The organism is Mucilaginibacter pineti (assembly GCF_900101875.1).
Taxonomy (GTDB): Bacteria; Bacteroidota; Bacteroidia; order Sphingobacteriales; family Sphingobacteriaceae; genus Mucilaginibacter; species Mucilaginibacter pineti.
Window position 1 is genome coordinate 72,251 of sequence record NZ_FNAI01000010.1, and the last position, 23,323, is coordinate 95,573.

At 36.9% G+C, this 23,323-nt stretch carries 19 protein-coding genes; 9 read left to right on the plus strand and 10 right to left on the minus strand.

From position 1 onward, the window contains the following. Nucleotides 1-292: 292 nt before the first annotated feature. Genes BLS59_RS20025 through BLS59_RS20040 form a run of 4 tightly spaced genes read left to right on the plus strand, consistent with a single transcriptional unit; the run spans nt 293 to nt 3,868 of the window. Complete coding sequence (locus tag BLS59_RS20025) at nt 293-1,387, plus strand: hypothetical protein (RefSeq protein ID WP_091151906.1); 1,095 nt, start codon at nt 293-295, stop codon at nt 1,385-1,387. Beyond that, the gene (locus BLS59_RS20030; RefSeq protein ID WP_240315292.1) at nt 1,359-2,720 is read left to right on the plus strand and encodes an aminotransferase class I/II-fold pyridoxal phosphate-dependent enzyme; all 1,362 of its coding nucleotides are present in this window, start codon (nt 1,359-1,361) and stop codon (nt 2,718-2,720) included. The genes BLS59_RS20025 and BLS59_RS20030 overlap by 29 nt, the downstream gene beginning before the upstream one ends. Then, nucleotides 2,717-3,007, plus strand: a complete 291-nt coding sequence (locus tag BLS59_RS20035) for a hypothetical protein (RefSeq protein ID WP_091151908.1) — start codon at nt 2,717-2,719, stop codon at nt 3,005-3,007. The genes BLS59_RS20030 and BLS59_RS20035 overlap by 4 nt, the downstream gene beginning before the upstream one ends. A gap of 15 nt (nt 3,008-3,022) precedes the next feature. Beyond that, nucleotides 3,023-3,868 carry an RteC domain-containing protein gene (locus tag BLS59_RS20040; protein ID WP_091151910.1) on the plus strand — a complete coding sequence of 282 codons (846 nt, stop codon included), beginning with the start codon at nt 3,023-3,025 and terminating at the stop codon, nt 3,866-3,868. A gap of 32 nt (nt 3,869-3,900) precedes the next feature. Here BLS59_RS20040 and BLS59_RS20045 read toward each other — a convergent pair whose 3' ends face one another. The 7 genes from BLS59_RS20045 to BLS59_RS20075 form a co-directional block, all read right to left on the minus strand. Continuing rightward, the gene (locus BLS59_RS20045) at nt 3,901-4,176 is read right to left on the minus strand and encodes a MerR family transcriptional regulator (protein WP_091151911.1); all 276 of its coding nucleotides are present in this window, start codon (nt 4,174-4,176) and stop codon (nt 3,901-3,903) included. A gap of 77 nt (nt 4,177-4,253) precedes the next feature. After that, nucleotides 4,254-5,507, minus strand: coding sequence for a site-specific integrase (locus BLS59_RS20050; protein ID WP_162842705.1), 1,254 nt, complete (start codon nt 5,505-5,507; stop codon nt 4,254-4,256). 754 nt (nt 5,508-6,261) lie between these two features. After that, on the minus strand, nt 6,262-7,914 hold the full coding sequence (locus BLS59_RS20055; RefSeq protein WP_091151915.1) for a type I restriction-modification system subunit M: 1,653 nt from the start codon (nt 7,912-7,914) through the stop codon (nt 6,262-6,264). Nucleotides 7,915-7,924: 10 nt separating this feature from the next. Further along, nucleotides 7,925-8,977 carry an AAA family ATPase gene (locus tag BLS59_RS20060; RefSeq protein ID WP_091151917.1) on the minus strand — a complete coding sequence of 351 codons (1,053 nt, stop codon included), beginning with the start codon at nt 8,975-8,977 and terminating at the stop codon, nt 7,925-7,927. Nucleotides 8,978-8,980: 3 nt separating this feature from the next. Continuing rightward, on the minus strand, nt 8,981-10,210 hold the full coding sequence (locus BLS59_RS20065; RefSeq protein ID WP_091151920.1) for a restriction endonuclease subunit S: 1,230 nt from the start codon (nt 10,208-10,210) through the stop codon (nt 8,981-8,983). After that, entirely contained in the window at nt 10,203-13,205 is a 3,003-nt protein-coding gene (locus BLS59_RS20070) for a type I restriction endonuclease subunit R (RefSeq protein ID WP_091151921.1), read from the minus strand. The genes BLS59_RS20065 and BLS59_RS20070 overlap by 8 nt, the downstream gene beginning before the upstream one ends. Nucleotides 13,206-13,746: 541 nt before the next feature. Beyond that, entirely contained in the window at nt 13,747-14,106 is a 360-nt protein-coding gene (locus tag BLS59_RS20075) for an RNA recognition motif domain-containing protein (RefSeq protein WP_091151923.1), read from the minus strand. A gap of 217 nt (nt 14,107-14,323) precedes the next feature. On the opposite strand from BLS59_RS20075, the gene BLS59_RS20080 reads away from it, so the two are divergent. The 5 genes from BLS59_RS20080 to BLS59_RS20100 all read left to right on the plus strand — a co-directional run bounded on the left by BLS59_RS20080 (nt 14,324) and on the right by BLS59_RS20100 (nt 19,174). After that, nucleotides 14,324-14,833, plus strand: coding sequence for a hypothetical protein (locus BLS59_RS20080; RefSeq protein ID WP_091151925.1), 510 nt, complete (start codon nt 14,324-14,326; stop codon nt 14,831-14,833). A gap of 160 nt (nt 14,834-14,993) precedes the next feature. Continuing rightward, nucleotides 14,994-15,290, plus strand: coding sequence for a hypothetical protein (locus BLS59_RS20085; protein ID WP_091151927.1), 297 nt, complete (start codon nt 14,994-14,996; stop codon nt 15,288-15,290). A gap of 114 nt (nt 15,291-15,404) precedes the next feature. Beyond that, nucleotides 15,405-15,665 (plus strand): hypothetical protein, encoded by a 261-nt coding sequence (locus tag BLS59_RS20090; protein WP_091151928.1) that lies wholly within the window; start codon nt 15,405-15,407, stop codon nt 15,663-15,665. Nucleotides 15,666-15,693: 28 nt separating this feature from the next. Beyond that, nucleotides 15,694-16,503, plus strand: coding sequence for a GLPGLI family protein (locus tag BLS59_RS20095; RefSeq protein ID WP_091151930.1), 810 nt, complete (start codon nt 15,694-15,696; stop codon nt 16,501-16,503). A gap of 76 nt (nt 16,504-16,579) precedes the next feature. Further along, a complete protein-coding gene (locus BLS59_RS20100; protein WP_205411316.1) occupies nt 16,580-19,174 on the plus strand; it encodes a TonB-dependent receptor in 2,595 nt (864 codons plus the stop codon). Nucleotides 19,175-19,351: 177 nt separating this feature from the next. Here the strand turns inward: BLS59_RS20100 and BLS59_RS20105 are convergent, their stop codons facing one another. From BLS59_RS20105 to BLS59_RS20115, 3 genes are all read right to left on the minus strand, one after another. Then, nucleotides 19,352-21,643, minus strand: coding sequence for a glycoside hydrolase family 16 protein (locus BLS59_RS20105; RefSeq protein WP_091151934.1), 2,292 nt, complete (start codon nt 21,641-21,643; stop codon nt 19,352-19,354). A gap of 185 nt (nt 21,644-21,828) precedes the next feature. Further along, nucleotides 21,829-22,281, minus strand: a complete 453-nt coding sequence (locus BLS59_RS20110; RefSeq protein WP_091151935.1) for a hypothetical protein — start codon at nt 22,279-22,281, stop codon at nt 21,829-21,831. Between the two features lie 53 nt (nt 22,282-22,334). After that, nucleotides 22,335-22,763, minus strand: coding sequence for a hypothetical protein (locus BLS59_RS20115; protein ID WP_091151937.1), 429 nt, complete (start codon nt 22,761-22,763; stop codon nt 22,335-22,337). Nucleotides 22,764-23,323: the final 560 nt, after the last annotated feature.

Genomic DNA, 23,323 nt, shown 5'->3' on the forward strand with positions numbered 1-23,323 from the left:
ATTGAACAATTACGTTCACTTCGCTCTTGAGACAGAAATTTGGCAAAATAACAACAATCACAGAGACAAGTGTACGCTCCGATTTAACGTGGGCGTGCTTGTTATGTGGTTAGGTTTGCCAAAGCCTCTGTCTCTGACCTGCATGTCCCACGTTATTAATTAATAACGTCGCCGGGTCAATCTTAAAATCCTCCAAATCATTCAAAACATATTTTGTAGCAGCCAAACCAAGCTGAGGTATTTTATATTGCTTTATTCCCGGTGTATTTCAAAATGAAAAAGAAGGGAAATAATGAATACCGAAATCGAATACCTTAAAAATATAGCAGAAGAAATTGCTGCGAATCAAAATAAAAAACCACTTACCAAACCTGATAAGCACTTACAGGTGGAAGCAAAACGACTCGAACAAGCAATCACGGTCAAATTGCATACAATTGATAATTTCACCCAGCGGGAAACATTCTACCACAATATCCTTAGCAAATTAGTAATAATCGCAGATATACTTTTTGATATTTCTGACAACATCAATCCAGATGTTAGACTCTTGCTCAATTTGCTTGACGCAGTTAGGCGTATAGTTCCCTCGGAAGTTAGCCCTAAACTTCAGCTTCCGAAGGCCTTTATCCATGATCAAAAACAAATCGTCATTGATAGTTGGAAAGATCAGGAACAAAGATTGAAAATTCAGAATGTTGACTCGAAACTTATTGAGGTAGCTGCTATCCCTTTTAGTCGGTTCGCAACAACAAAACATAAGTTATACTGGCGAGATTTTATCTGGCTGAAAGGTTATGAAGAAAAACTGGAAAACCTGGATTGGGAAAACGCCGACTGCGCCAGCCCGGACGAGGCGCTGATGTCGATGCTCATTGGCATAGATTTTAATGATGATCGATTTTTCATCTTTTGTAAGAAGTATATTAAAACCCGCCTGGATAGACACCATCTCAAAAAGAGAAGACTCGCCGAGCTGGCTGAATGTGAAAAATTGATTCTTCAGGATACGCAAAACGAACAGCCTACTTACAACCATCGCCGCCATGACATTAGTTTTAAGTTGATCAGCTGGATCAAAAAAGAAAGCGATGCAATAAAATTAAATGAAGCGCTGGACGAGGATATGTTTAAAATAGAATTTAATTGGGACGTTGATACCATAGCCTTGTTCTGGAAATATCTTATGGAACACGGCGTCACCAAGATGGTGAATATTGAGGTCTATGCAAAACAGATAGCGGCAACTTGCTCTTCTAAAGGGAAAGTCGAATTCAAATGGGAAACAATAAAAGGCAGGTTTTATGGAAAGGATCAGAAATACCTCAAAAAGATATACGATCCGTTAACATCCGTTATTGAAGATATCAGGCGCTTCCTCAGGTAAAAAAAACAGCCCGCCAAACGGCGGGCTGTTTTCGTGTATAACCCGTGTATACACTTTTTTCGCATTTTTTATCCTGCTTCCTTTGCCTCAACAAATGGAGGAACAGATGAAAAATTATGACAACCAAAGTTTCCGGGACTTCGAGTACATTCCCGGAACTGACGCCTGGGGACGGGCAGCACAATTTCAAAATTACCACGATGACCAGGTGGCTAAAGGACAATTAAATTATAGACTCATGACGACATCGGGCTGTGGGCCGGTTGTGGAGGTTGCGGGCAAACAAGTCATTAGTCTTGTGTCAAATGATTATTTAGGATTCACTCAGCATCCGGCTGTTAAGCAGGCCGCAATTGACGCCATATCTAAGTACGGCACCGGTGCAGGGGCTTCACCGGCTATTGGTGGCCATTACGATTATCATGAGATCATGGAAAGAAAAATAGCGGGATTTTTCAGGAAAGAACACGCCATTATTTATACAACCGGTTACACAGCAAACAGCGCATCGCTACAATGCATTCTTACCAAAAATGATCTGGTCATTCTTGATGCAGGCGTCCATACCAGTGTGATGGAAGGATGCCAACAGTTTAATCGCAAAACGGTGAAGCATAATGACCTTGCTGCCTACGAGCATACGCTCAAGCTAGCACAAGGCAAGCACCCTTTGATACTGGTAATCATCGACGGGGTTTATTCACAGGACGGTGACATTGCGCCGCTTAAGGAAATCGTTGCCTTATGTAAAAAATACGGCGCAAAAATAATGGTTGATGACGCGCATGGTACGGGTGTAGTCGGATCTACGGGTAGGGGGCTGATTGAAACTTGCGATGCCTGGGACGATGTGGACCTGATATCCGGCACTTTTAGCAAAACATTTGGCCATATAGGGGGCTACGTTGTTGGCAGCAAGGACATAATAACTTATCTCAAATATCAAAGTAAGCAACATCTGTTTTCCGCTAGCTCAACGCCTGCAGCTTTATCCATCATCAAAGCAATTGAATTGATTGATGAAGAACCGTTTTGGATGACAAAGCTCCAGGAGAATATCTGCTATTTTAAAACAGGACTTTCAGCGCTCGACTTAAATATTGGCAATACCCAGTCGGCGATATTCCCTGTTCGCGTTGGTGATAAAATCAAGAACGCACGGATCTGCCATACTATGCAGGAGATGGGCGTTTACGCTAACCAAATCAATTACCCCGCGGTGTCAATGAAAGACGCCCGAATCCGAATGGGCATTACAGCTCTTCACGAGCAATCACATCTTGATAAAGTCTTGAATGTATGGTCGGATATTAAAAAACAATTTGATCTATGATGTTACAACCTATTGCCCAAATCTACCGGATAGCTTGCCGGGAGATACCGCTGGCACCCGACGAAAAGGTGTTATTCATGCGCTTACTACGAGAAATTAGTGTTAATGCTGCGAGAAGCCGGAAGGCCTGGACACTTAAAGAAGATTTTATATCGCTTTGGTGGATATCCATAGGGCGGTTTCCTTCTTTAACTGAGCCATTAGTTTGTGAAATCATTGTGAACTGGGTCAGCAAACATTTACCGTTCGAACTAACTGATTCGGATTACCAATTTTTAGTAAACTGATTTAATGGTATAAATATGGAAAATCAAATAACAGAAAAATGGTTAAGGGAAATGGAAACCGAACTGGTTCTAATGGATGAGCTGGAGGTTTCGCCGGTGGAAAGGCTCCGACATTCGATGCCGTTAATTACAAGGATCATAGCGGATGTTAAAAAGAATGTTTTGGCGGACGGATTCGATACTCCCGAAGCAGAGATCTATTTTTTCAAACGTGTTAAACCCCGGTTTTACGCCCATCAAATTTATGAGATCTTGTTCTATAATCTTCTTATGCAAAAGCCAGACGGTACTCCTGAAATGGTAAAAGCGTATTATGAAGAAGAATTAATGCAAGTGTTCCGGGTTTTTCGAACTGAGGCGTTCCATTATCAATATTATAAAACGACGGCTACGGAATTAGACGATAAGTATTTTTTGCGCGAAGCTAATGAAGGCCAAATACCCTTGTTGGAAGCTATTGAACAAACGCAGAATTTTTCGACAGCAATGGATTACAGGTTCGCCAAATATATAGCGTACGAACGGATGAGAGATTATTTGTTGGACCAATTAGCAAATTACCATGTGTCAGTAAAAATTCAAAGGGCAGGCCAGGAAAAACGCCCGATATTAAAATGGACTGGCGACGCGATTAATTTAGTCGAGCTGGCTTATGGTATATGGTTGACGGGCCAGGTCAATCATGGCAATGCAGGAATAGCTGAGATCATGCAATGGTTAGAAGTTAACTTTCAAGTTAACATTGGCCGCCCGTTTAGGAGGTGGCAGTCCATCTCCAGCAGGAAGCGGGTAAGTCAGGTTAAATATCTCGACCAGATGAGAGCAGCCGTTTTGAAGCGCTTGGAAGAAGAGTATGCTTGAAATAAATTAAAGCCGGGTTTCCCGGCTTTAATTTATCTTTTTAAATTTTTGGCTGGTCCTTCCATTAATTGCATAATATCCTCGTAATTATAATAGATAATATGCCCGATCCTGGTAAATTTAAGGGTGCCGTTTGCGCGCAGGGTATGTAATGTACCACCCGAAATTTTTAGCATATTCTTCACCTGGTAGCTTTTTAAATATTTCTGTGGTTCCTCTGTACGTTTTGTTAGAAGCCCTTTTAGATCATGCAGCAATGTTTGCCTGAATTGTTCCAAATCATCTTTTGTTATTAGCTCTACTGTCATACCTATTTGATAAATGAGAACAAAATTATCCAATCGAATAAAAATCAATGGTGTCCTTCAAGGGTGGCACCCTTAAATTACGCACTTACCGCCATTCGCAAAGGGCCATTATTTTCAAACAATTTTTCGTGCAATACTTTCATATTGTTGCTGATCTTACGTTTAGTAATCTTCGCATAAATTTGTGTTGTCCTTATATCTTTGTGTCCAAGCATTTTACTTACTGTCTCAATAGGAACATCATTTTCCAGAGTAATTGTGGTTGCAAAAGTGTGCCTGGCGGTATGGGTAGTAAGGTGTTTATCGATATCACAAATGTCAGCCAGTTCCTTTAAATAGGAGTTGTATCGCTGGTTACAATTTACTGGAAGCAACTTGTTTTCATTTACACAATAGGGGTGAGCTTTATACTTTTCGATAATTTCTAAAGGGATAGGCAAAAGGGGTACGGTTTCTTCCGTGCCGGATTTTGCACGGTCTTTCCTTATCCATAAACCACCATCAACGCCAGTAAAGATATTCTCCGGCTCCAATGCGTATACCGTTTCAAAAGCATATCCTGTAAAACAACAGAATATGTACACATCCCTGACTTCGGCTATGCGCCTGCATGTTATGCGCTTGCTGTATATTTTTATGATCTCATGCATTTCAAGGTAATCGCGGTCTGGATCTTTGTAGGAGCACTTAAAATTATTGATAGGACTTTGCGGAATCATTCCCTCATTTACCGCTTTTGCCATAACCTGCTTTAATGTTTTCACGTACTTCATGGATGTATTTTCATCAATATCCTGCATCAGCAGGTAATGGTAAAAACCTGAAGCGAATGAGTATTGAATGTGGTCGAGCGCAATATCGGTAACCTTAAATTTCTTTTTCAGAAAGGCTTCCACTTTACGTTGTAAACGATCATACCGCGCAAGCGTACCCGGTGAGCCTTTATCCTTTGCCACTTTTTCAGCGAATTCTCCATTGTGAATCTTAAACGCCTGCATGAGGCTTGCCTTTGGCTCGGGTTTGTGTAAATAACGGTCTTTTACCATTTTTGCCGTTACGTTTTCGTTGTCATCACACAGATCATTGTAACACTTTTCCAGTTCCTTTGTGGTAAGCGTTATATAAGCATTGATAGCGGCAGCATCCTTGCAAGCCTTAACGGCAAATCCTGTTTCTTCATTCCAGTGATCTGCGTTAATTTTTTTGCCGGACGAGAATTGATCCCGTAAACCGTTTATTGTAATCCGTACATAGATCGGCACTAAACCGTCGTTGCTTTGTTTGGCTTTCCAAAGCCAGAACAGAATTGAAAGTTCCTGATTTACTTTCATGTTAGCGTTAATTTGAGGTGAAACCATGGCCCCTCCACAACCCCAAATTGAACTGCTGAAATAAATTCGGTATACTAATTTCCGTTTTTTTGGTAGTATACCGAATAGTATACCGAACGGATTAAATCGATTTGACCCTGCCTGAACGAAAAAAGTGCTTTAAAACGCTTTAAAACGAGAAAAGCCTTTCTTTCGGAAAGGCTTTATCTCATCTTAAACAGATTTTGTGATCCCGCTGGGAACACTTTTTTATTGAAAAATCGCGCTTTTTAGCGTTATTTCGAAGGATTCTAAAATCGGGGTCCCATTTGGGGTCCCATATCCTTTAGCCTGATTTGAATTATTTTGAAGAACTCTTTGTGATACAAAAATACGGACTTTGCTCTATTTTCGATGAAGTTCTTGTAATTTCTTTTCCAAGTCTGGCAAAAAAGGAATTACAATTAAGCATTTTAATACCGTTTGTGTCGTTCTTTTAGGACTTTAACTAATGTAAATTTACTTATACCTCAAATATCATCAAAGTTGAAAGAGGGATATTCTTGAACATTCATTAAATATTTCAAAGAAAAACACGCGCTTGTGGTGAACTTATTGTGATTCCCCATGAAACTTTTTTTATAAAGAATTTGCTCTTTTTAGTGTGATTCAAAGTTTTCAAACTCTGGTATCATATCATTTAAGCTGTTTTTTAAACGAGTTTCCCATAATAGTTTGTCCCTTGAATTGATTATAGAAGCAACCACCTTTATAATTAAATATTATTTAGCCCTAATTCTCTTAAAAAATCATTGTGCCTATCGGTGTTTGATTTTATGCTTTTATTAATTGAAATCAATTTAGTATTTACCTCTTCTAAATTAATTTGTACTTCTTCTTGTGAAGTGCTTACATACCTGGAAATATTTAGATTGTAACCATTCTTTTCAATTTCTTCAATTGAAACTTTACGGGCATATCTTTCAATATGTTCAGGCCTAAATTGATAGGTGTCAACAATTTTTTGAATATCGTTCGGTGCTCCATTTTTACCTTCTCTCAATGTGTTTTGTCGTTTACCCTTTTCATAATGCCCGCTCGCATTGATAAATAAAACATCATCTTGTTTTTTACATTTTTTTAAAACCAAAATACAAACAGGAATACTTGTCGAATAGAATAAATTGGAGGGCAAACCAATAACTGTATCGATGTGATTGTCTTTTAATAGTTTGGTACGGATGCGTTCTTCAGCACCGCCACGAAATAAGACACCATGTGGCAGAATAATTGCCATTGTTCCCTCTTTACCTAAAAAGTGAAAACCATGCAAGAGAAAGGCAAAATCAGCAGCCGATTTGGGCGCTAAACCATAACCCTTGAAACGAAAATCTTCCGCCAAGGTATCGTTTGGTTCCCAACGCAAACTAAAAGGAGGATTGGCGACGATGGCGTCAAACTCTGTTTTTTTGCTAGGGTTCATTTCGCTAAGCAAAGGCCATTGGTTTTCTAAAGTGTCTCCGTGAAAAATTTCAAACTCAGTATCTTTCATGCCATGTAAAAGCATATTCATACGGGCTAGGTTATAAGTCGTGATGTTTTTTTCTTGTCCGTAAATTTTCCCAATCGTCCCACCTTCTTCATTTAATTTAGTTCTTACATTTAAAAGCAATGAGCCCGAGCCACAAGCAAAATCAAGTACTTTATCCAATTTTGGTTTTGGACCAGTGGTAGGGTCGTGAGCATCTAAAATGACTATTCGGGAAAGGATGGTAGAAATTTGTTGCGGAGTATAAAACTCCCCCGCTTTTTTGCCTGATCCTGCCGCAAATTGCCCAATCAAATACTCATAAGCATCTCCTAGCGTATCAGTGTCTGTTGAAAAATCAACAATACCTTCAGCAATTTTAGTTATTATCTTACAAAGCTTATCGTTCCTTTCTTTTGGTGTTTTACCAAGCTTTTCAGAGTTAAGGTTAATTTCTGAAAACAATCCTTTGAAAGTACTTTCAAAGGATTCATTTTCTATATAACGAAAACCTTCTTCAAGTATACTCAAAAGCTCGCCTTTTTGAGTTCGAGCCATTTCGGTAATATTGCTCCATAAATGTTTGGGTTTAATGACATAATGCACTTTTCTACGCATTTGTTTCTCAAACTCTTCAACATCCTCTTTATTTTTGTTATACCAAATTTCTAGTGGAGGTGGAACAACAAAATCAGGTTTTGCATCCTTTGATGTATTTTGAGGATAATCGTTGCCCAATTCTTTTTTAGCAGATTCTTCGTAATTATGCGATAAATACCTAAGGAATAAAAACGAAAGCATATAATCACGGAAGTCATCGGCATTCATCGCCCCCCTTAAATCATTTGCAATTCCCCAAAGTGTATCGCCTAATTTTTTATGTTGTTCTTTTTGTGTCATTCAATTTCAATTAATAAATAAAACGGTACTTCACTTGAAGTTTCCGAAATACATCTTTAAAAACATTTTCCTCTGCTTCTGCCAGTTTATTGAATTGTAAGCGGTAAGCATTTTTATGTGATAAAGAATTGATGATATTACTAACCGCTTCCACTTTTTCAATCCCTATTTGTTCAAGTGTATATCCCACACGGCCAACTCCCAAAAACGATGAAATGTTCTCAAGTAATTGTCTTAATAAAACAAAGTGATAAGCATACAACTCTGTTTTTAGTGCCGTATCTATAGTTTGTATTAAATGGAGATGAAATAAAAAAACGTCATTATTCAAACTATTAAGTACCAAGTTTTCATTTTTACTATTTAGAATAAAAGGCTTTGTTAACTTATTATATCTACCGCTTTTTTCACCCTTTTTTAGTTTATCAAATAAAATGGAAAACAAACCGATATGGTGGGTTGTAATAATGATTCTCTTTTTAAGATAATGCTCTTCGATTAAACCGAAGATTGATTCAGCGGTTATGAAAATATTATGTTCATCTAAACTTGAAACAGGATCGTCAATGAAAAAGTGGGCATCGTGACTTCCCGCCCAGGCATCAACCTCAAACAATGCAAGGAAGAAACACCATACAAAAATTCTTTCCTCTCCTCTTGATATTTTGATAGGAGTTTGATTTTCTTCATCAATAAAAAAAGTAATGGATTCAATTCCCCTTTCAGGATTTTCGTCAAGATTAAAGCTAAATTTGAATTTAGGATTGTAAATAGCTAATTTTTCTTCAATATCCTTTTCATCAAGAAATGAATGAAATTGATTTAAACTACCGTTAATGATATTCAAACGTAGGTTTTCATTATTATTTATTTCGTCATTTTCCCAAACAAATAAGTCTTCACTAAAAGCATTGTAATAAACTCCTGTGTGATTTCCATCATTTTCATTCTTTGTGAAATTTTTATAAGCGACAGACAAACGAGTTTTACCAGTAGCATTGAAAGCATATATTAAAATAATGTTTTCCTGATTTTCAAAAAGTTGTTTTGCTATTTCATTCATAGTTTAATCATTGATTTTTGGAAACAACCTTTGCATCAGACCCCTTTTGTGCAACTTTAAAGTCTCAATCTTATCCGTCTGCGCAGTGATTAAAGCATCTAAGGAAGAAAGACAATTAGCGATTTTTCGTTGCTCTTTAGGCTTTGGAATTTGTATTATCAAAGTTCTTAACTGATTAGGATAAAGGTGAACTACGGCAATCCCTTGAGCCATTTGTGCTATATCTTTTTTCTTTACGTTATTTAAATAGTAAGAAAGAAATACACCATCTATTTTTGAACGAATAATATTCAAATCACCTCCTAAAGCAATACCTTTTTGTAATACGCATGACGCTGTTGCAATGTCTATTTGTGTTTCTCCGGACGCCGGAATTATAACATCATTTGCTTCACTTAAAACCAAATCATCAGCACTTAAATTCGTATAAGATTTGACAGTGCTTATGGTTTCTTTATAATAAGTGTAAAGTTCCCCGTATCTAATACATGGTAAACTCCCATTTTCAACTATATCTGCTTTTGATATACCTTTCCCTTTCAAAAATATAGCTACCTCATCCAATATTTTCTCCACCCAATCCCCTTTTTTTACAAACTCCGGAAAACGATATTTTGGAACGTTTTCACCCTCTTGCGGAAAAAGATTTTGCATCAAGCCTTTTTTTTGGTCTTTGAGTAATTCCAACTTTTGGATGTAAGCAAAAATGGTGTCATCTAAAGATGAAAGGCACGAGGCAATTTTTTGTTGTTCTGGAGGTTTTGGAATAGGTAATAAAAGCTTCTTAATGTCATCACTATTTACAGCATCAAAAGTACCACCTTGTGAAATATTTTCCCAAGACGATTCATATGAAAGCAACCACTGATATAAATACTCTTGCGAGTTTTGATCTATAGTTCTTATCGCTGAAATACCTCTTCCAATGCAAGCATTGTGTAAGGATTTTGCGACAGTACCGACAGGAGCACGTACACTTAAAAGAATATCATTAATTTCACATTCCTTGGTAATTTCTGATGTATAAATTCTTGGTGCTGATACCCTGTTTTTAATATCTGCATTTCCTTGTAACAATGGCAGCCCAAATTTATTTTCATTGTAAGATGTGGAACTTGGAGACGACCCCATTATCACTTCAGAAACACTATTTAAAGTCTTCTTTTCCCATTCAGCTTCATTTGCAAATTCAGGAAAGCGCAATTCGGGTATTATTTTTTTATTCTTACTCATAAGCTGCTAATCCTGATATTTCACGCCCTTCGGCTAGTTTTTTTAATTGCGGCACTAAATCTTCCATTAACGCCAACTCTTTCACTCTTCGTTCTTTCCAACTCAACTCTAAAGGCTCTAATAAATCGGTGAGTTTTTCACCATCAAAAATCATTCGACTCATTATTTTTTCTACAAATGTTTTTAAAGACGCCATTTCTAAGCCGTTTTTTTGAGCAATGGCCGCCAGTTCTTTATTGTATTTTTCATTTTTAAAGCTTTCATAGCCGTTTCGAAGAGTTTCCACATCTATTCCGCTGTTCCAATCCAAACTATTGATATAATCTGTTAAATCTTCTTGCTCACCCATTAAGTTCGCGTTGGCATTTAACAAACTAATCACCTGTCCTTTGGTCATTTTCTGTTTAGATGGACTCTTTTGTGTATTGTCGGCAATTAGACTCATAATGTAATCGTAATCAATTACAGCCGAAGCAAACAATACAAATTCAAAATCCAATTGCTGAATTTCAGGCATTGCCTGGTCACCCTCTCTCTGCTGAATTTCTCTTAACTGCTTGGCAGTTTCGATATATGAACTACGGAACTCTTGCAAAGTTTCCGTAGGCAGCATAGCCTCGATTTCTGCCTTTTGCTGTATGTTTAAATCGGTGTACTGATCTAATTGAGTTTTAAGCCGTTGCACTTCTTTAAAATTTTTCACGAATGTAATTCGTGCCGCATCACCTTTCAAATTGTATACTTCTTGCGGTTCGCTTACTAAATTATGCTCCTCCATGAAAACTTTTAAAGTCTCAACGGCTCCTTTGAATTTGTCGATCATTTTAGGAGCAGGATCTACCATCCAAATTTCTTTGGCTCTGTCATTATCTTCACCAGAGAAAAGAGCGATCGCTTGGTTCACAGCATCCTGCTGCGAACGGAAATCTAAAATATTTCCATAAGGCTTTGTGTCGTTTAGTACACGATTTGTTCGTGAAAATGCCTGAATCAATCCATGGTATTTCAGGTTTTTGTCTACGTACAATGTGTTAAGGTATTTGCTGTCAAAGCCCGTTAGCAACATATCTACCACGATAGTAATGTCAATTTTATTTTTGTGTGAGTATTCTTTGTTGCTGTATCTCTGGTCTTTGATGCGTCTCTGCACATCTTGGTAGTATAAATCAAATTCATTGATATTGTGATTTGTTCCGTATTGTAGATTGAAATCAGCAATAATTTCCATTAAAACAGTTTTCTTTTCTTCCGGATTTTGTTTGTTATCTTCTTTTTCTTGAGTTAAATCTTCTTGGAGTTGTTTGATATCTGCTGCATTTTTCTGGCTTTGCTGATCACCTTCTTTGGCAATTAACTGAGCAGGTGGAGAAAACACGCATGCGACATTCAATGGAACATACTCGGAATTTTCGATTTGCCTCTTTTTTTGAGCTTTTTTAAAAAGTTGAAAATATTCAATGGCATTATTGATAGAAGCTGTTGCCAATATCGCATTAAACTTCCGTTGATTTGTAGCCGCATCATGTTTGTCCAAAATGGCTTCGACTACAGCTTGTTGCGCGAACCCTTCGCCTAGCTTTGTGTTTTGATTTCCCTTACCCTTATAATAATCGATATGGAATTTTAAAACATTCCTGTCCTCAATTGCGTGAGTGATGGTATATTTAGGTAACTCATTTTGAAAAATGTCTTTAGTGGTTTTGTAAGATTTTTCTTCACCATCGATTTGAGTATAGGTTGCATTCTGATCAAAAATAGGCGTTCCTGTAAAACCAAATAATTGAGAATTCGGAAAAAACTCTTTTATCGCTTTATGATTCTCGCCAAATTGGGAACGGTGACATTCGTCAAAAATGAAAACCACACGCTTTTTACTTAAAGATTCTAAGCGTTCTTTATAATTTTTTTTGTTAGTGCCATCTAAAGCCAATCCTAATTTTTGAATAGTAGTAACAATCACTTTATCTGCATAATCCGTTGAAAGTAATCGTTTGACCAATGTTTCAGTATTGGTATTTTCTTCCACACTGCCTTCCTGAAATTTATTGAATTCTTCTCGTGTTTGCCTGTCAAGATCTTTGCGATCTACCACAAACAAACATTTTTCAATATCAGGGTTGTTTTTTAATAAAGTAGACGCCTTAAAGGAAGTTAAAGTTTTACCGCTTCCTGTTGTGTGCCATATGTAGCCGTTTCCTCTATTTTCTTGAATGCTATCTACAATCGCTTTAACCGCATAAATCTGGTATGGTCGCATTACAAGCAATTTCTGTTCACTTTCTACAAGTACCATATACTTGCTAATCATTTCGCCGAGTGTACACTTAGTGAGAAATTTTGCTGTAAAGGGCTCTATGTGTGTGATTTTTTTATTGCTTTGGTCTGCAAGTTGATAAATGGGCAAAAATTGCTCATCTGCATTAAAAGCAAAATGTTGATTCTTATTATTAGCAAAATAGTAAGTATTGGTTCGGTTACTAACAATGAATAACTGCATAAAACAAAGGAGGGAATTGCCATAGCCATTTCCCGGTTCGTTTTTATAATCCACGATTTGTTGCATTGCCTTTCGTGGTGAAATATCCAATTTTTTCAGTTCAATTTGTACTACTGGCAGACCGTTAATCAACAAAATAATATCATAACGATGATTGCTGTTCTCAGTGTTAATTCGTAATTGGGAAATTACTTCGTATTCATTTTTACACCAATCTTTAATATTCACCATAGTGTAATGCAATGGTGTACCGTCCTCGCGTTGAAAGTATTGTCTCTCACGCAAGAGTTTAGAAGCTGCAAAAACATCAGAGTTTATAATTTCTTCACGTATTCTCAAAAATTCCCCGTCTGTCAATCGAACACGATTTAGTGCTTCAAATTTAGTTTTGAAGTTTTGTTCGAGCGTTTTTCTATCAAAAATATCAGGTCGATAAATATATTTTAGATCTTTTAACTGCTCAATTAGGTTATTTTCAATCTGATTTTCTTTGCTCATTCTTCTTCAATAAATCTTTAGTATTTAACTTCTAGAATTTTTGGCAACCCGGTAAAATTTTCGGCATTAGGTTGTCTTACATTTCGATATGTCGTTAATTGCAATGTAGCCTTCGCTCAATGTTTTCGCAAGTCAACTATAGAGTTATCTTCTATTTAAAACGTCATTAATCCAATTGACGCAAAGCCAAGTTAAATCTATGAGCGTCAAAAATAGTAAATATACACTACTACGAGTGGGAAATTCATTGTATAGTTGCGATATTAGGAAATAGCAATGCGCTTTTTTGTTGTGGTTACGATAATTCAAAATATTTGCAATTTAATTCATTATCGGCAGATTTAAAGTTATAACGGAGTGCAGCAAGCGGTACCACACATCGTAGCTACCATCATTTGCTCTGTGGTAGGCATTTTGTTATTGACAGCTAAACCCCAAATTAAAGCGTAATGAAAACATAAGGCTATATCAAGTTGATCAGTTCAATTGACAGTAATAATACAGGGTGATGAAGGTGGATAAATAATTTTTTAGGATTATTTTAAGCAGTTCTTCTTGGCCTTTTCTTTTTTTCAATAACTTGGGGCTGTTCTACACTCCGAGTTGCAGCTGGAGTTACAAAATACCGTTTCGGAATAAAGGGCTCATTTTTGAAAATCGGTTCTTCATTTATATTAACTGTAAGTGCCTTTCCTTCCATCACAGTTCCGTTTAAAATAGCCACCGCATTTTCAGCGTCTTTTCTTTCCAGCATTTCAATGAAGGCGTAGCCCTTACAAATTTTTGTCTGTTTGTTCCTTACTATTTTTACAGTGCTTACATCCCCATGTACAGCAAAAAGCTTAACCAACTCTATTTCTTCAATATCTAAAGGGAATCCGCCCACAAACAACTTAACCATTTCTCAGAATTTGACCGCTAATATAATAACCCGATAAGTGGAATTTTATTTTGTTCAGAAATAAGGTACAATGTTTATTACGTTTAATCAGGAATAGAATCTGAATAGACAATATCAGATTAGCTTTACAGGGGAAATATTGTTATTGAGTTCCCTGACCTATATTAAAGAAATATCAAATTACTTCCTTATATTAGGTTAGACAAACCTCTATTTTATGAAAGCATTATTTATCTGTTTATCAATATCCTTTGTTTCTTTCCCATTTACAAATTCTATAAATCCAAAACTTGGTAATAAAAGACCTAATGAGATACATACTAACAAGGACATATCGCGGGACGATTTAATTAAAGCTATACACAGTATTAACGCAAACTTATCTTTTAAAAAAGGTAAGGACATTAACAGCTTCCCTCATTTTTTCGCGAATGAAAAAGGCAAATTTTCCGTAGATATTATTGGTACTGAAAATTCAACGTATTCAGTCAAATTCATTGTAATAATCGATCGTAATAACAACCAAGAAAGGTACCTGCAAATAGTAGAAAGTATTTCACAACTGCTATCCGGTTCATCAGGTAAAACTTGGGTTCATAAAAACATTGCGCAGTTAACAACGCTTGATAAAGATTTTCATAGTGCGCTACCCGATAGTGGATACAGTACGAAACTTGATTATTTGTCAAAAAACAAGCTCCTTACTGTTGATTTTAAAAGGCAGTAAAACTTCTAGAAGTGACTATAAACGTTGCTATTAACTGTAAATAAAAAGAAAATAAATTAAGTGGTTGCATGTAAATAAAGGTTAATGTATTTGTATATTGCAAAAGCCAATTTTGCATATTAATTAATTTTAACCAAAATTCACCTTAATCACTAATGAAATGAAAAAACTACTTTCTTTATTCGTTTTACTTACTTGTGTAGTAAGTTTATCTTTTGCAAAGTCTGTTAAACAACCAGTAATTGCAATATCCTCAACATATTCTACGACTACGATAGGAACAGGTACTACATCTGTATCTCCTCAAAAATTCCTTCAAGATCCTCACGTATATATTTTCTTAACTACTTGCGGATTTGGTTCTGTAACGATGCCCGGCGAATTAAGTGGCAAGCAATGGGTGGCAATGTGGGCTACTTTTGAATTGTTGTGCCATATGCCTGACGCTGAAGAATAAACAAATGCAAAATTGGCTGTTTGTTTTTCTTATCTCTTTAAGAGATAGGTGAAATTATTTGACTTTATAAATCAATTCTGGCGAAAATATTTGTAAACCTTAACATTTAAAAACATGAAAAAAGTACTTACCTTATTGGTTGTAATGGTTGCCTTTGCTGCCTCAACCTTTGCTTCTCCTCATAAAATTGACAGTAAGCTTGCGACAGTTTCCAAGCTTAAAAAATTCCAAGTTCCACAAAACTACTACTACGGGTTTATGACTACCTGTGGACAAACTGTGTACATGACTACCAATTACAAAATGTCAGACGCGCAGTTTTTAGTTTTTTCAACTGCTTTCGACTACGTCATATGTACATTAGCTGAAAATTAACGTTTTACCAGAATTGATTTATATAGTTATGAAGCCGTACTTTACAATACGTATTGCATTTATTACAGCTACTCTATTGTGCAGCATGCTGAGATTGTATGCTCAAAAAAATGAGCCCGTCCTCGCCAGGGCTTATTATAGCTTCTCGCATATGCCTGATACACTAAACCCTAATCATATAAATACTGACAATATGATTTTATTATTAGGGAAAACGTCAACGGTCTACCGTAGTAATGATCGCTTGAAAAGCGATTCCATGATGCTTTCAAAAATCAAGTCAAAAACTATGGGCAGCGGAACGCCCGTTGCAAATACAGGCAGCCATACGGTATTATATTTCGACGGGGGCGCACTCAAGGCTTTTCAACAGGACTTTTTAGTTAATACTTATTTATACCCAATAGAGTATCCCACAATTAATTGGCAGATCGCGCCGGATACGGCCACGATTAAAGGGCAATTATGCCAAAAGGCTACCGGCGAATGGAAGGGCAGAACTTATACCGCGTGGTTCTGCAAGGACATTCCCTTTAGAGCAGGGCCATGGAAATTAAACGGACTGCCTGGCCTCATACTACAGGCCTATGATACAAAGAGGCAGGTGGAATTTCAGTTAGTAGCCTATGAAAGCAATGTGCCAACACAAAGTGTCATTGAACGGGATAAAGAAGTGATAGTAACGACTAAGGCACAATATCTTAAAATGAAAGAATTGTTCTTAAACGATCCTACAGCCTACATAAAAGCTTCAATGCCCGGTGTTACAAATATTAAGCTTCCATCACCGTATGTCCGTAAGCCTGCTGCAAATAACCCGCTGGAACTCGTTAAATAATCTTATGAGATACCTCAGGCATATTTATGCTTGTGTTTTTTTTGCAGTGTTCTTTAATCCTGCATATGCGCAGACAGTGCAAGGCATAGTAAAAGATACTACAAATACAGCACTGGCTTCCGTTTCTGTGTACGTCATGGATGGAAACCAGATTGTCAGCTATACGGTGTCAAACGAATCCGGTTCGTTCATTTTTAAAAATATCCCTGATCTCGATATTAAGCAATATACCATAGAAGCGAGCTCGGTTGGATTTACTAAAGCAAGCCTTCCGCTCGTACAGAATAAAAATGACTATATACTCATCTTGCGCCCAGCCACAACGAACCTAAAAACGGTTACAATAAAGGATGACAGACCTAAACTAAAAGTTCGCGGTGATACCCTGAGTTATAAGGTAACGGACTTTTCAACAAAGGGTGACAGGGTAATCGGAGACGTAATAAAAAAGCTTCCAGGAATTGAAATGTCGAAGGAGGGCAAAATCTTCTATAACGGCAAAGCAATATCAAACCTTTTCATTGACGGGGATGATGTACTTGATGATAAGTACAACATTGCAACACGATCCATACCAAATGGAGTTGTTGATAGAGTGCAAGTATTGCAAAACAACCAGCCCATTAAGATGCTACGTAATAAAGTAGTCAGTAGAAACATTGCTTTGAACCTGACGATAAAAGATTCTGCGAAAGTCAAAATAGTAGGACAGGAAACGGTGGGCGGCGGTATCCCTGCTAATTATTACGCGGATCTAAACGCTTTAGTATTAAAAAAGAAATTCAAAGCCATAGACAACTTTAAGGCAAATAATACAAGCTATGATCTGCAAGGTGATATTGTTTCTCATAACTACTTAGATTATTTAAACCAAACGTTTAACTCCAAGCCCCACACCCTGCTTTCCCTGGGGACAATTCAAAAGCCTGAATTGCCCATTGAAAGATATCTGCTTAATCAATCAGCAATCTTAAACGCAAATAATCTGGTAAACCTCAGTCCTACGAGGCAGATAAAGGCGAACGTTTATTATTTGAGAGATTTTCAAAGACAGGAATATACCAGCAAAAAAGAAATTTATCTGCCAGGCGATACTATTCGATATACCGAAACTCAGAGCAATAAGCTTCGTCCTGATATTATGCATGCGCAAATTACTTTTTTAGATAATAAAGAGAAATCATACTTAAAAAACGATCTGATAATTAATTCAACTTTAAATAGTAACTATTCAAATTTGGGGACAAATGCAATAAGGATAAATCAGAAGTACTACGATAACATGTACGACTTTTCAAATGAATTTAATTTAATGACAACTCTAAAATCGAAGCAAGTAATTGAATTTTATTCGTTTATTAATAGTTATAAGGAACCGGAAAAAAGAGTTATTGAGCCCGGCATTGCGCCTGCTATTTTTAATAATAATTCATCGTATTCCAGTATTACGCAGCAATCAGAAATACCGACATTCTCCCAAAATTCTTATATATCCGTCAGGTTCCTGGAGGGGATAATCAAGCAAAGTTACAAGGCCGGTTATTACCTTCAGTCGCAGAGATTAAAGTCCGCACTTTATGGAACGCAGGTTAGTGGACAGCCACTGCCAAGCATTGATAGCAGCATGAACAATTTAAAGTGGACTAAAAACAAATTTTATTTCGAGGGGATTTATGATTTTGTTGGGGATCGGTTGCAGGTTAACCTTAAGGTGCCTGTCAATTACCAAAGTATTGTCTATAACGACAAAGGGTATAATTTTAATAACAACGTAAACCGTTTATTCATCTCCCCAGACCTATATATGAAGTTCGCCTCAGGAAATGAAAATAATTTCACACTGAATTACTCTTATAAGAATGAATTTGGCACCATTGAAGATAACTATAGAGGCCTGATACTAACTGATTACCGGTCGCTGCAAGCCAACAATGCCAACCTAAACGAGCAAAAGATACACAATGCAAATGTTGCCTTTAATTTCCGGCAGGCGGTCAAATTGCTTTTTGTTACCGTGTCAGCGAACTATAAGCATACGAATGCTAATTTTATATTCAACAGTATTATTAGCAATACCTTTAGCAGAACTGTTACGCTCCCTTTCAACAACTCTACTAATGAATATTATTTCAACGGTAGAATAAGTAAATATATTTACGGGCTACGGTCAACTGTTTCAAGTATTTTATCTTATCAAATCCTTCAAACTAATCTTTTTCAGAACGGCGTATTGCTGCCATACATAACCGCTATACCATCCATATCGTTTAATACCGACACTAAACTTAGCGAAAAGTTAAGCTTCGCCTATAAAGGATCTTACAACAGCATCAATAGCAAGCTTAAAACAGATGCGCACAATACAACTATCAATATACTTCAGCAATCTGCAACAATAGAATATGTACCCGCAACTAATGTATTTCTTTCACTCTCTGATGATTTCCGACATACCTTTCAAAGAGGCGGCACAAATGTTCAATACAATTTTGTTGACGCAACCGTTAGGTATCAGTTAGGAAACTCAAAAGTAGATTTGGAACTAAGTGCCGCAAATATTTTCAATATCAAAAATTACAGCATTCTAATGCTTTCTTCCAATAGTTATACATCCAGCACTTATCAGCTTCCAGGAAGAATCATTCTTTTAAAAGCAACGTTTACTTTATAGCTTTTAACCAAAATTACCAGGTCAGATATCGGCAATTATTTGGATAATTCTTATAGTAAAGGTGCGATCATATAAAACCTAATAAATTACTACATAAAAAGAGCGTATCTCGAAGTTGAGACACGCTCCTTTTATGTAGCCAGAAGATGGAACTTCGTTTTTTATTGTAAAAACTTCTTATTCTTCTGTTTTGGTTATTTTAATATGCTCCTCATTATTTCCTTGTCTTAATTTAAGTATATAGTTACCGCTCGGCACTTTGCTTAAATCCGCTTTCATAAGGTTGCCTTTTTGATAATGTAATACATTTGAATATACAGAACGACCTAATAAATCATAGATATTTAATTCAATATCTACCCTGTCTTTAAAGTCAGAACCCGCAATGATAGTGATGTCGGATGTAATGGGATTAGGATATACTTTTAAATTGCTCTTAATTGCTGAAAGCTCATTTGCATTACTATCGGGCATATTCAAAGAAGTGGGCCTTGAGGACGTTAATCCATCTGTTATAAGATAAGGCTCTAACGCATCCATTCTTTTCTTTTCGATTAGTTCATCCATAAACAAATTATCCCCATACTCGTCCTCGCTTACCATATTGGATGCTACATTGTCTGCTACTACGGCATCATAACTGTCTTCATCATCAATGTAAGCATTAAGGTAAAATGTATTAGGGTCCGTTTTCTGTTGCATTAAAGGTGTTGTTGAGTTGCGCTCACCACTGCGGCTCCAGGTACCGGAAGCATCTGTTACATTCATGGTCCATCTCAGGTTATAAGAACCATTAACAGGCGTAGGAAATACAGGAGTGGAAACAAACTGACCCCTCAAAGTATAATTTTGGGCTGTGCGCGCATCGTAAGAATCGCGGCCAGGGTTAATGCTTACATTCCATGTAACTACGGGTGTAGTGCCACTTATTACATCACGTTTAAAGTATAATTCAGATATAAGATGGAAACGTGATTCATTTCTATTGGTAGCTACGTAAGGAGAGGCTACAACCCAGTCGGTACTTTGGTTACAATATAAGTAACCTTGGGAAACAGATTTGTAAGGACAACCTTCTATGCCATTGCTATAATGATACGATATCCAACCTCCATTAAATGAGGGACCTGCATTTTTACTCAAAGTAGCACCACTGCTGCTTGTACTGGACAATGCAAATTGGTAGCTGGCATCCCAATATCCGCCGGAAACAGCAGGGCTTAGTGTATATTGACCAATGGGGCAAACCTCGCTTGGTCCAGAAATCGTAGGTGGTGCCGGATAAGTGTTGTCTGCACAAACTTCAGTATGATTGTCTTTTTCCGGATGGCGTTGCCAGATTTTTACGAAATCCACTTCTAAAGTGCCAAGCAAGTGTACCCCAATTCCATACATATTATGGTATTTATCTCTGGCTTCACCGGTGTAACCCGATGAAATCCTTACATCACAATTTGCAGTATCATTATTCCAGGGGTAGCCACTGGTAATTTGCCAGCTTCCGTTGCCGGGGTTGCAACCTGACCCTACTACAACTGTGTAAGGGTTGTAATAAGGATACCACTGTCCATTAATATACTGCCCGTGAAAATAAGTTTGCGTTTTGTAATATTTCCATATTTTGGCGGGCGTCTCGTTGTCAAGCTGTGCACTTATTGAAGCAGTATCCCATTCATAGGTATAAGTATGCCAGTCTTCTTTATTTAAATACTTTACACCAGGAAATGAACGGAATAAATAATTTAACCAACTTTGGTACGGATAGTCACGATTCATGTGGACGTCATTTGGTAAATTATATGGATTGGGTAGGTTGGCTATTGCAGGAGACCACGCAACTGCGTTAAAATGGACAGGATGTAAGCCGGGGCCGGCCCATGCTTCTGTCATGTCTATTTCGTCTACTCCACCTCTGCCGGGCCACATCCAAAAAGCAGGCCATGCTCCTTGAAAATTTGGCTGCTTCATTCTGGCTTGGAATCTTCCGGAGCTATAACCTTTACGCACCCTGTCAGCCCCTTCCTGAGGAAGCCTAATCATTGCAGTAGTTAAATCTGCATATTGGGTAACTAAAGGGTGGTCACACGCTGAGCTATCTCGCACAGTCCATGAAGAATTTGGGTCATACCATTGATACATTTTGCAGATACCATTGCTGACGTAAATATTTTCATCTTTGAATATACTTGGCCCGGCGCTTTCGCGGGCCCCAGTATGGTATGGATGCTCAGATCTTTGCACGTTCCAGCCGCCTCTGCATACCCACCCTTCATCATACATTACTTGTGTGGTCCATTTATTAGATAAGGCCGTTCCATTAAAATCATCGTAAAATACTAACTTCCATGCAGATGGATCGCAAGCATTCGAATTTGCGGGGAGGGTTACTGGTGGAAGCCAGTTTGTTTGTGCGGATAGGGCACAAGAAAAAACTAAGCAACCTAATGTTGCAGTCAGTTTTTGTTTCATGTTTTTTTTTTATTAGTGAAAGATAAATTTAGAGTTCAAAAAAAATTGATGAATATTTTTACGCTATCAGAACGATTATAATAGTTGAAATGTCATGTTTCTTTTAATTCGTCACATAATTCTAATTTATTCCTGAACATTTCAGGATTCTACTTACATCATGTTGGAAAAGTATCTTTAAAAGACTATGGTTCATAGAAATCTCCTGATACCTGTATGCTGTCTGTATGATTATAATTAGCAAACCATGTTGATGGTAAGGAATAATGTGCTTTCCCGTTAAAGGAAGAAGCGATTAGCACTTTGTTTCGATTAACAGTGTTAAAAAAATAAGCACTGTTTTTGTAATAACAATACACATAAGCACAATTAGGATTCTGTTCTCCTAATGAACTATTCCCAATTTGCCATGCCCCTTCTTGTGGCATTTGTGATGGGTACGATAGGTAAAAAGTTATACTAAACCTATTATGAATCTCATCACTTGCTAATATTGCAATAGCTTTTCCTAATGAGGGTTTAGCAACAGCGGTAAATGTTTCGCCATTTGCAGTCCAGGTAGATTCTCTATATTGTTCTTTTTTCTTACAACCTATAGCAAGTGCAAAAAGGAATAAGAGAGGAAGATGTTTTTTCATCAATGATGTTTGATGTTGTTTTTTTTATGATGTTTATGTTTGTATGTTTTCTTTTAAGGTTCGTAAAAATCGCCCGCAATAAGCACACTGTCGGCATGGTTATAATAGTTGAAAAACCATAGGGGTGGCAGTGTATAATGCGTTTTATTATTAAATAGCGATACGTTTACAGTAGTGTTTGAATTTAATTGTATGTAAAATACATCATGGTAGTAAAAATTAACATTCACATCTCCATCTGCTGCAGGTGTCCCTAAAGTTAAAGTGCCTTCAGTAGGAAAATAAGGGGCATTAAAAGCAATACTAAACCTATTATGAGCATCATCACTTGCTAATACTGCAATAGCTTTTCCTAACGAAGGTTTAGCTACAGCAGTAAATGTTTCCCCATTTGCGGTCCAGGTAGATTCTTTTAACTGTTCTTTTTTCTTACAGCCTATAGCTAGTGCAAAAAGGAAAAAGATTGAAGTATATTTTTTCATATAATATTTTTTCGTCGTTTTTATAGTGCTATGTTAATGAGGTTTTCTTTTAAGGTTGGTAAGAAATAGCCTGAGAATTGTATGCCGTCGGAGGCGTAAATTGAATCGGTGGGATTATTAAAAGTGCTATCTGTAATCATTGTTAGCCCAATATATCCTTCCCTTACCGCAGAGCAGTAATAGGGCAAGCAGCAATGCACAAAACTCACGGTGGGCATAGGTATCGCATTACGCATAAGGGCCAAATGGTCAATAAACATTATAAGAAAATAGATGGCACTTTAGGGGAATAGATGAGAAGAATAATCAGGTGACAGTTTATACAAATCTAAAAATTCCCTTTAACGATTGTTTTTCAGATTATTAACAATTGAAAAACATACACAAAAGAATGAAATGTTTATTGAAAAACATAAGACATTATTAACATTAACAAATTAATAACAAATCATAGATTCTTAATGTTTATTAATAACACTAGATACCTTTGCAAACCCTAAAGACCAAGATCTTCTATTTAAAAGATGCAAAAAGAAGCAACTATTAACTACTCCCACATT

Coding starts and splice junctions, on each gene's coding strand:
- BLS59_RS20070 (WP_091151921.1), bottom strand. CDS start 13,205: ATGAGCAAAGAAAATCAGATTGAAAATAACCTAATTGAGCAGTTAAAA.
- BLS59_RS20025 (WP_091151906.1), top strand. CDS start 293: ATGAATACCGAAATCGAATACCTTAAAAATATAGCAGAAGAAATTGCT.
- BLS59_RS20060 (WP_091151917.1), bottom strand. CDS start 8,977: ATGAATGAAATAGCAAAACAACTTTTTGAAAATCAGGAAAACATTATT.
- BLS59_RS20055 (WP_091151915.1), bottom strand. CDS start 7,914: ATGACACAAAAAGAACAACATAAAAAATTAGGCGATACACTTTGGGGA.
- BLS59_RS20050 (WP_162842705.1), bottom strand. CDS start 5,507: ATGAAAGTAAATCAGGAACTTTCAATTCTGTTCTGGCTTTGGAAAGCC.
- BLS59_RS20115 (WP_091151937.1), bottom strand. CDS start 22,763: ATGAAAAAATATACTTCAATCTTTTTCCTTTTTGCACTAGCTATAGGC.
- BLS59_RS20040 (WP_091151910.1), top strand. CDS start 3,023: ATGGAAAATCAAATAACAGAAAAATGGTTAAGGGAAATGGAAACCGAA.
- BLS59_RS20035 (WP_091151908.1), top strand. CDS start 2,717: ATGATGTTACAACCTATTGCCCAAATCTACCGGATAGCTTGCCGGGAG.
- BLS59_RS20095 (WP_091151930.1), top strand. CDS start 15,694: ATGAAGCCGTACTTTACAATACGTATTGCATTTATTACAGCTACTCTA.
- BLS59_RS20080 (WP_091151925.1), top strand. CDS start 14,324: ATGAAAGCATTATTTATCTGTTTATCAATATCCTTTGTTTCTTTCCCA.
- BLS59_RS20045 (WP_091151911.1), bottom strand. CDS start 4,176: ATGACAGTAGAGCTAATAACAAAAGATGATTTGGAACAATTCAGGCAA.
- BLS59_RS20075 (WP_091151923.1), bottom strand. CDS start 14,106: ATGGTTAAGTTGTTTGTGGGCGGATTCCCTTTAGATATTGAAGAAATA.
- BLS59_RS20085 (WP_091151927.1), top strand. CDS start 14,994: ATGAAAAAACTACTTTCTTTATTCGTTTTACTTACTTGTGTAGTAAGT.
- BLS59_RS20065 (WP_091151920.1), bottom strand. CDS start 10,210: ATGAGTAAGAATAAAAAAATAATACCCGAATTGCGCTTTCCTGAATTT.
- BLS59_RS20110 (WP_091151935.1), bottom strand. CDS start 22,281: ATGAAAAAACATCTTCCTCTCTTATTCCTTTTTGCACTTGCTATAGGT.
- BLS59_RS20105 (WP_091151934.1), bottom strand. CDS start 21,643: ATGAAACAAAAACTGACTGCAACATTAGGTTGCTTAGTTTTTTCTTGT.
- BLS59_RS20090 (WP_091151928.1), top strand. CDS start 15,405: ATGAAAAAAGTACTTACCTTATTGGTTGTAATGGTTGCCTTTGCTGCC.